7 protein-coding genes are annotated in these 7,625 nt (G+C 73.9%); all 7 read left to right on the top strand.

What is annotated here, in order from left to right:
* The first annotated feature begins 174 nt into the window (after positions 1 to 174).
* From argB to tyrS, 7 genes are read left to right on the top strand one after another with little or no spacing between them, the layout of a single operon-like run.
* Positions 175 to 1,104: an acetylglutamate kinase gene (gene argB / locus G5C62_RS24010; RefSeq protein ID WP_164702991.1), complete on the top strand. Its 930-nt coding sequence runs from the start codon at positions 175 to 177 to the stop codon at positions 1,102 to 1,104.
* Entirely contained in the window at positions 1,101 to 2,291 is a 1,191-nt protein-coding gene (locus G5C62_RS24005) for an acetylornithine transaminase (RefSeq protein ID WP_164702990.1), read from the top strand. The genes argB and G5C62_RS24005 overlap by 4 nt, the downstream gene beginning before the upstream one ends.
* On the top strand, positions 2,288 to 3,238 hold the full coding sequence (argF, locus tag G5C62_RS24000) for an ornithine carbamoyltransferase (RefSeq protein WP_164702989.1): 951 nt from the start codon (positions 2,288 to 2,290) through the stop codon (positions 3,236 to 3,238). Before G5C62_RS24005 ends, argF begins: the two co-directional genes overlap by 4 nt.
* Complete coding sequence (locus G5C62_RS23995) at positions 3,235 to 3,780, top strand: arginine repressor (RefSeq protein ID WP_164702988.1); 546 nt, start codon at positions 3,235 to 3,237, stop codon at positions 3,778 to 3,780. Before argF ends, G5C62_RS23995 begins: the two co-directional genes overlap by 4 nt.
* Positions 3,777 to 5,219 (top strand): argininosuccinate lyase, encoded by a 1,443-nt coding sequence (gene argH, locus G5C62_RS23990; RefSeq protein WP_164702987.1) that lies wholly within the window; start codon positions 3,777 to 3,779, stop codon positions 5,217 to 5,219. Before G5C62_RS23995 ends, argH begins: the two co-directional genes overlap by 4 nt.
* Positions 5,220 to 5,224: 5 nt before the next feature.
* On the top strand, positions 5,225 to 5,899 hold the full coding sequence (locus G5C62_RS23985; protein WP_164702986.1) for a DNA-3-methyladenine glycosylase: 675 nt from the start codon (positions 5,225 to 5,227) through the stop codon (positions 5,897 to 5,899).
* Entirely contained in the window at positions 5,896 to 7,197 is a 1,302-nt protein-coding gene (gene tyrS / locus G5C62_RS23980; RefSeq protein ID WP_241176101.1) for a tyrosine--tRNA ligase, read from the top strand. Before G5C62_RS23985 ends, tyrS begins: the two co-directional genes overlap by 4 nt.
* The last annotated feature ends 428 nt before the right edge of the window (positions 7,198 to 7,625 follow it).

Here is a 7,625-nt window from a genome sequence, read left to right as displayed (position 1 = left end):
ACGTAGGCGAGGGACAGGTCGTTGGTCCAGATCGTGGCCTGCTCGCTGCCGGCCCGCAGGTCGACGTCGATCGTGATGGCCCGGCCGGACAGGTCGACGCCCTCGCGCGGATCGCCGATCGCCCCCGATCTCGCCACCGCGCCGCCCCGGCGTTCGGTGGGCACCCCCCGGGTCATGCGGACGCACGACCCCCAGGGCGACGCGCGCAAGGTCGCCGTCCTCACCGGTGCGCTGCCCTGGCTGCGCGAGTTCCACGGCCGGATCGTGGTGGTGAAGTACGGCGGGCACGCCATGGTCGACGAGCAGTGCCGGCGCGCCTTCGCCGAGGACATGGTCTTCCTGCGGACCTGCGGGATCCTGCCGGTCGTCGTCCACGGCGGCGGTCCGCAGATCAACGGCATGCTCAGCCGGCTGGGCATCGAGAGCGAGTTCCGCGGCGGGCTGCGGGTCACCACCGAGGAGACGATCGACGTCGTCCGGATGGTGCTGACCGGGCAGGTCGGCCCCGAGGTGGTCGGCCTGATCAACTCCTACGGCCCGCTGGCCGTGGGGCTGTCCGGTGAGGACGGCGGCCTGTTCACCGCCGAGCGCACGCACGCGATCATCGCCGGCGAGCCGGTGGACGTCGGCCTGGTCGGTGACGTCGTCGCGGTCGACCCCGCCCCGGTCACCGCGCTGCTCGAGGCCGGGCACATCCCGGTCGTCGCCACCGTGGCACCGGACGCCTCCGGCCAGGTGCACAACGTCAACGCCGACACCGCGGCCGCGGCGCTGGCCGTCGCCCTGGGCGCGGTGAAGCTGGTCGTGCTGACCGACGTCGAGGGGCTGTACGCCAACTGGCCCGACCGCGACTCGCTGGTGCAGAAGATCGACGCGACCGAACTGGCCGAGATCCTCCCGACCCTGGACGCCGGGATGATCCCGAAGATGGCCGCCTGCCTGCGGGCGGTCGAGGGCGGGGTGCGGCGGGCCACCGTCATCGACGGGCGCCTGCCGCACGCCCTGCTCCTGGAGACGTTCACCACCGAGGGCACCGGGACGATGGTCGTCCCGGCCGGCACCGACACCACATCACCGACACCGGAGGGAGTGACCGCACCATGACGCACACCGAGGAGCTGGCCACCCGCTGGTCGGCCGTGATGATGGGCAACTACAAGACCCCGCCGGTGGCGCTGGCCCGCGGCGCGGGCGCGACCGTCTGGGACGTCGACGGCAAGCAGTACACCGACCTGCTCGGCGGGATCGCCACCACGATCCTCGGCCACGCCCACCCGGCGGTCGTGCACGCGATCACCGCCCAGGCGCAGCTGCTCGGCCACGTGTCCAACCTGGCCATGCACGAGCCGGGGGTGCTGCTGGCCGAGCGGCTGCTCGAGCTCGCCGGCCGGCCGGGGCGGGTCTTCTTCTGCAACTCCGGGGCCGAGGCCAACGAGGCCGCGTTCAAGCTCAGCCGGCTGACCGGCCGGCCGGAGGTGGTCACCGCGATCGGCTCCTTCCACGGCCGCACCATGGGCTCCCTCGCCCTCACCGGGCAGCCGGCCAAGGCCGCCGCCTTCGCCCCGCTGCCCGGCGGCGTCCAGCACGTCCCGTACGGGGACGCCGACGCACTGTCGGCCACCGTGGGCGAGCAGACCGCGATGGTGCTGCTGGAGCCGATGCTGGGGGAGGGCGGCGTGCTGCCGGCCCCGCCCGGCTACCTGGCCGCGGCCGCGGAGACCGCCCGCGCGGCGGGTGCCCTCTTCGCCGTCGACGAGGTGCAGACCGGCAGCGGGCGCACCGGGCAGTGGTTCGCCCACCAGGCCGACGGCCTGCAGCCCGACGTCGTCACCCTGGCCAAGGCCCTCGGCGGCGGCCTGCCGCTGGGCGCCACCCTGGCCTTCGGCGCAGCCGCGGACCTGATGACCGCCGGCTCGCACGGCTCCACGTTCGGCGGCAACCCGATCGTCGCGGCCGCCGCACTGGCGGTGCTGGACACCATCCGCGACGAGGGGCTGCTGGAGCGCGCCAAGGAGATCGAGCACCGGGTCGCCGCCGGCGTCGACGCGCTGGGCCACGAGGGCATCAGCGGCGTCCGGGGCCGGGGCGCACTGCTCGGCGTCGTCCTCACCGCACCGGTCGCCGCCGCGGTCGAGACCCACCTGCGGGCAGCCGGGTTCCTCGTGAACGGGGTGGCCGCCGACGTCGTCCGGCTGGCGCCGCCGCTCGTCGTCACCGACGCCCAGCTCGACTCGTTCGTCGCCGCGCTCCCCGCCGCACTGGACGCCGCCCTCCAGGAGGCCGACCAGTGACGGTCCGGCACCTCACCCGGGACGACGACCTGACGCCGGCGGAGCAGGCGGAGGTCCTGGCGCTGGCCGCCCAGCTCAAGGCCGGCCGGCACACCGCCGCCGCGCCCACCCCGCTGCGCGCGGCCAACGGCACCCAGCGCACCGTCGCGGTGCTGTTCGACAAGCCCTCCACCCGCACCCGGCTCTCCTTCGCCGTCGGGGTCACCGAGCTCGGCGGGCAGCCCCTGGTCATCGACGGCGCGGCCAGCCAGCTCGGCCGCGGGGAGTCGGTGGAGGACACCACCCGGGTGCTCGACCGGCAGGTCGCCGCGATCGTCTGGCGGACCTCGGGCCAGGAGCGGATGGACGCCATGGCGGCGGTCAGCCGCGTCCCGGTGGTCAACGCGCTGACCGACACGTTCCACCCGTGCCAGGTGCTCGCCGACCTGCAGACGGTGCTCGAACGGCGCACGCAGCTGGCCGGGCTGACCCTCAGCTACCTCGGCGACGGGGCCAACAACATGGCGCACTCCTACTTGCTGGGCGGCGCCCTGGCCGGCATGCACGTGCGGATCGGCTCGCCGGAGGCCTTCCAGCCCGACCCGGCCGTGCTGACCCGGGCGGGGCAGATCGCGAAGGAGACCGGTGGGTCCGTGCAGTGGACCGCCGACCCGGCGGCCGCCGCCGACGGCGCCGACGTCCTCGTCACCGACACGTGGGTGTCGATGGGGCAGGAGTCCGAGCACGCCACCCGGATCGCGACGTTCGGGCGCTACGCCGTCGACGAGCCGGCGCTGGCCCGAGCGGCAGACGACGCCGTCGTCCTGCACTGCCTCCCGGCCTACCGCGGCAAGGAGATCGCGGCCTCGGTGATCGACGGGCCGCAGAGCGCCGTGTGGGACGAGGCGGAGAACCGGCTGCACGCGCAGAAGGCCCTGCTCATGTGGCTGCTGGAGCGTTCGGGGTGACCACGGCGCTGACCCGCTCCGCCCGGCACGCCCGGATCGCCGAGCTGATCACCGCCGGCCCGGTGACCTCGCAGACCCAACTCGCCCGCCTGCTGGCCGAGTCCGGGGTCGAGGTCACCCAGGCGACGCTGTCCCGCGACCTGGAGGAGCTGGGTGCGGTGAAGCTGCGCGGGTCCGACGGGGCGCCGGCCTCCTACGTGCTGCCGCCGGAGAACGCCCCGCTGCGCCCGGCGCAGTCCTCGCCGGCCCGGCTGACCCGGCTGCTGGCCGACCTGCTGACCAGCGCCGAGGGCAGCGCCAACCTCGCCGTCGTCCGCACGCCCCCGGGTGCTGCCCAGTTCCTCGCCTCGGCGCTGGACAAGGTCGGGCTCCCCGACGTGCTGGGCACGATCGCCGGGGACGACACTCTGATGGTCGTCTCGCGCGACCCCCACGGGGGCCCCGCGCTCGCGGACCGGCTGCGCGCGCTCGCCGAGCGCGCCCGCCCGGTGCACGGGGACGACACCGACCTGCACGCCGACGTGGAAGAGAGCGCAGAGTGACCGAGGGCAACGCCGGCAGCCAGACCCGACTGTGGGGCGGCCGTTTCGGGGGCGGCCCGTCACCGGCGATGGCGGCGCTGTCCAAGTCCACCGACGTCGACTGGCGGCTGGCCCCCTACGACCTGGCCGGTTCGCGGGCGCACGCCCGGGTGCTGGAGCGGGCCGGGCTGCTGACCGTCGACGAGCTGGCCAGGATGATCGGCGCGCTGACCGAGCTGTCCGCCGAGGTCGGCGACGGCACGTTCGCCCCGATCGAGGCCGACGAGGACGTGCACGAGGCGCTCGAGCGCGGCCTGCTGGAGAAGCTCGGCCCGCTGGGCGGCAAGCTCCGCGCCGGCCGCAGCCGCAACGACCAGGTCGCCACCGACCTGCGGCTCTACCTGCGGCACAACGTGCGCAGCCTGGTGGGCGAGCTCGCTGCCCTGGAGAACGCCCTGATCGGGCTGGCCCTGCGCTACCGCGACGTCGCCGGCCCGGGGATGACCCACCTGCAGCACGCCCAGCCGGTGCTCATCGCCCACCAGCTGCTCGCGCACGCCCACTCGCTGGCTCGCGACGTCGACCGGCTGCTGGACTGGGACCGGCGGGCCGCGGTCAGCCCGCTGGGCTCCGGCGCGCTGGCCGGCTCCTCGCTGGCGCTGGACCCCGACGCCGTCGCCGCGGAGCTCGGCTTCGACCGGGCCGCCGACAACAGCATCGACGCGGTCAGCGACCGCGACTTCGCCGCGGAGTTCTGCTTCGTGGCGGCCCTGCTCGGCGTGCACCTGTCCCGGCTGGGGGAGGAGGTCGTGCTCTGGACGTCGACCGAGTTCGGCTGGGCCCGGCTGGACGACGCCTGGGCGACCGGGTCGTCGATCATGCCGCAGAAGAAGAACCCGGACATCGCCGAGCTGGCCCGGGGCAAGGCCGGCCGGTTCGTCGGCAACCTGACCGGGCTGCTGACCATGCTCAAGGGCCTCCCGCTGGCCTACGACCGTGACCTGCAGGAGGACAAGGAGCCGGTCTTCGACTCCGTCGAGCAGCTGCTCCTGCTGCTGCCCGCGGTCACCGGGATGGTGGCCACCCTGACCCTGCGCCCGGAGGTGATCGAGGCCGCTGCCCCCCAGGGCTTCGCGCTGGCCACCGACGTCGCCGAGTGGCTGGTGTCCAACGGCGTCCCGTTCCGGTCCGCGCACGAGATCAGCGGCTCGATGGTCGCCTTCTGCGAGGAGGCCGGACTCGAGCTCGACGAGCTGGACGACGACCAGCTCGCCGGCATCGACGAACGGCTCACCCCGGAGGTGCGGTCGGTGCTGACCGTCCCCGGTGCCCTGGCGGCCCGGCAGGCCCGCGGCGGGACGGCGCCGGAGCGGGTCGCCGAGCAGTTCCGGTCGCTGTCCGAACTCGCTCGTCAGCACACCGAGTGGGCGTCGTGGTCACCGGTGGCCGGGGCCCTCTAGCCCGCGTGGCCGCCGACCTCCCGCCGTCCGACCGGCCCGGGCCTGGTCCGCTCCTCACCGAGGACGACCTGCTCGGGCCGGTCGACGCGGTCGCCCGGTCGCTGCTGGGGTGCTGGGTGGTGACCGACCGGCCCGACGGTCGGGTCGCGCTGCGGCTCACCGAGGTGGAGGCGTACTCGGGGCAGGGGGAGGACCCGGCGTCGCACGCCCATCGGGGCCCGACCCCGCGGGCGGAGATCATGTTCGGCCCGCCCGGCCGGCTGTACGTCTACTTCAGCTACGGGGTGCACTGGTGCGCCAACGTCGTCGTCGGCCCCGCCGGTCGCGGCTCAGCGGTGCTCATGCGCGCCGGTGAGGTGGTGCTGGGGGAGTCCCTGGCCCACTCCCGTCGGCCGGCCGCGCGGGTCGCACGGGACCTGGCCCGCGGTCCGGCCCGGCTCACCCAGGCGCTGGCCATCGGCCCCGACGACCGGGGCACCGACCTGCTCGACCCCACCTCACCCGTGCGGCTGCACGCCGGCCGTGCGCCCTCCGGCGTCTCGACCGGCCCCCGGGTCGGGATCAGCGTGGCCACCGAGCTCCCCTGGCGCTTCTGGGAGACCGACGCCCCATCGGTGAGCGTCTTCCGGGCGGGCGGGAAGCCGCGGCGCCGGGCTGCCAGGCAAGATGGGCGATCGTGACCTCAGCACCTTCTGTGATCGACGAGCTGCACCGCCGCGGGCTGATCGCCCAGAGCACCGACGAGGAGGCGCTGCGCGCCCATCTCGCGGAGGGGCCGGTCACGTACTACTGCGGCTTCGACCCCACCGCGGCGAGCCTGCACGTCGGTCACCTGATCCAGTTCATGGTGCTGCGGGCCCTGCAGCGGGCCGGGCACCAGCCGATCGTCCTGGTCGGTGGGGCGACCGGGCTGATCGGTGACCCCCGGCCGTCGTCGGAGCGCCAGCTGAACGACCCCGCGCAGGTGGCCACCTGGGTGGACGGGATCCGCCGCCGGGTGGCGCCCTTCCTCGACCTGCCGGCAGCCGAAGAGGGGCTGCGGGAGCCGATCTACGTCGACAACCTGGACTGGACGTCGCCGCTGTCGGCGATCGACTTCCTGCGGGACCTCGGCAAGCACTTCCGGGTCAACCGGATGCTGGCCAAGGAGGCCGTCTCGGCTCGGCTGAACTCCGACGCGGGGATCAGCTACACCGAGTTCAGCTACCAGATCCTGCAGGCCAACGACTTCCGCGAGCTGTTCCGGCGGCACGGCTGCACGCTGCAGAGCGGTGGCTCCGACCAGTGGGGGAACATCACCGCGGGCACGGACCTGGTGCGGCGGACCGAGGGGACGTCGGCGCACGCCCTGGCCACGCCGCTGATCACCACGGCCGACGGGAAGAAGATCGGCAAGACCGAGGGCGCCACCATCTGGCTGGACCCGGAGCACACCAGCCCGTACGCGTTCTTCCAGTACTGGCTCAACATCGACGACGTCGACGCCCGGGCCTGGCTGCCGCTGTTCTCCGAGCGCCCCGCCGAGGAGGTGGCGGCGCTGATCGCGGAGTCCGAGGAGCGCCCGGCGTCCCGGGCACCCCAACGAGCGCTGGCCGAGGAGCTCACCCGGCTCGTGCACGGCCCCGCGGAACTGGCTCAGGCGGAGGCCGCCGGCCGGGCCCTGTTCGGCCGCGCCGAGCTCGCCGAGCTGGACCCGCAGACGCTGACCGCAGCCCTGACCGAGGCCGGCGCGGTCGAGGTCGCGGACCCTGCGCTGTCGGTCGCTGCCCTGTTGCAGCGGGCGGGGCTGGCGTCGTCCCTGACCGACGCACGGCGCACGGTCAAGGAGGGTGGCGCCTACGTCAACAACGTCCGGGTCACCGACGCCGACGCCGCACCCGCCCCCGGGGACTGGTTGACCGGGGGGTGGCTGGTGCTGCGGAAGGGCAAGCGGCTGGTGGCCGGCGTGCACTGCCCCGGGACCGGTCCGGCCGTCTGAGCTGGGCGGTCGCCGGTCCCGCGGAGCGGGCGTCCGTGGCGTGTGAACGCCAGGTGACGGCCACGTCTCGGGCAGGTGGCGCGCGTCACCCGACCCGGGTTTGACACGTGCCGCAGAGCCACGTAACTTTCTCTCTGCGCCGGGAACGACCGCGAGGCCGGGACCGGGCGCCGAGCAGGACAACACAAGCCGGAGACGACGACCTGAGAGGGTCTGGTTCGCCGCGCGTCCGCTCCTTGAGAACTCAACAGCGTGCCGAAAGTCAGTGCCAAGTATCAATACCCCCATTCGGCGTCCTTCGGGGTGTCGTTGGGATTCCTTTGGTTGATTGAACGAGAGTGCCAACTCTTGGTCTCAGCTGCGATCAAATCATCTACGGAGAGTTTGATCCTGGCTCAGGACGAACGCTGGCGGCGTGCTTAACACAT

It is taken from the genome of Modestobacter sp. KNN46-3 (genome assembly GCF_011039295.1).
This window is presented reverse-complemented; position numbering and strand designations above follow the sequence as displayed.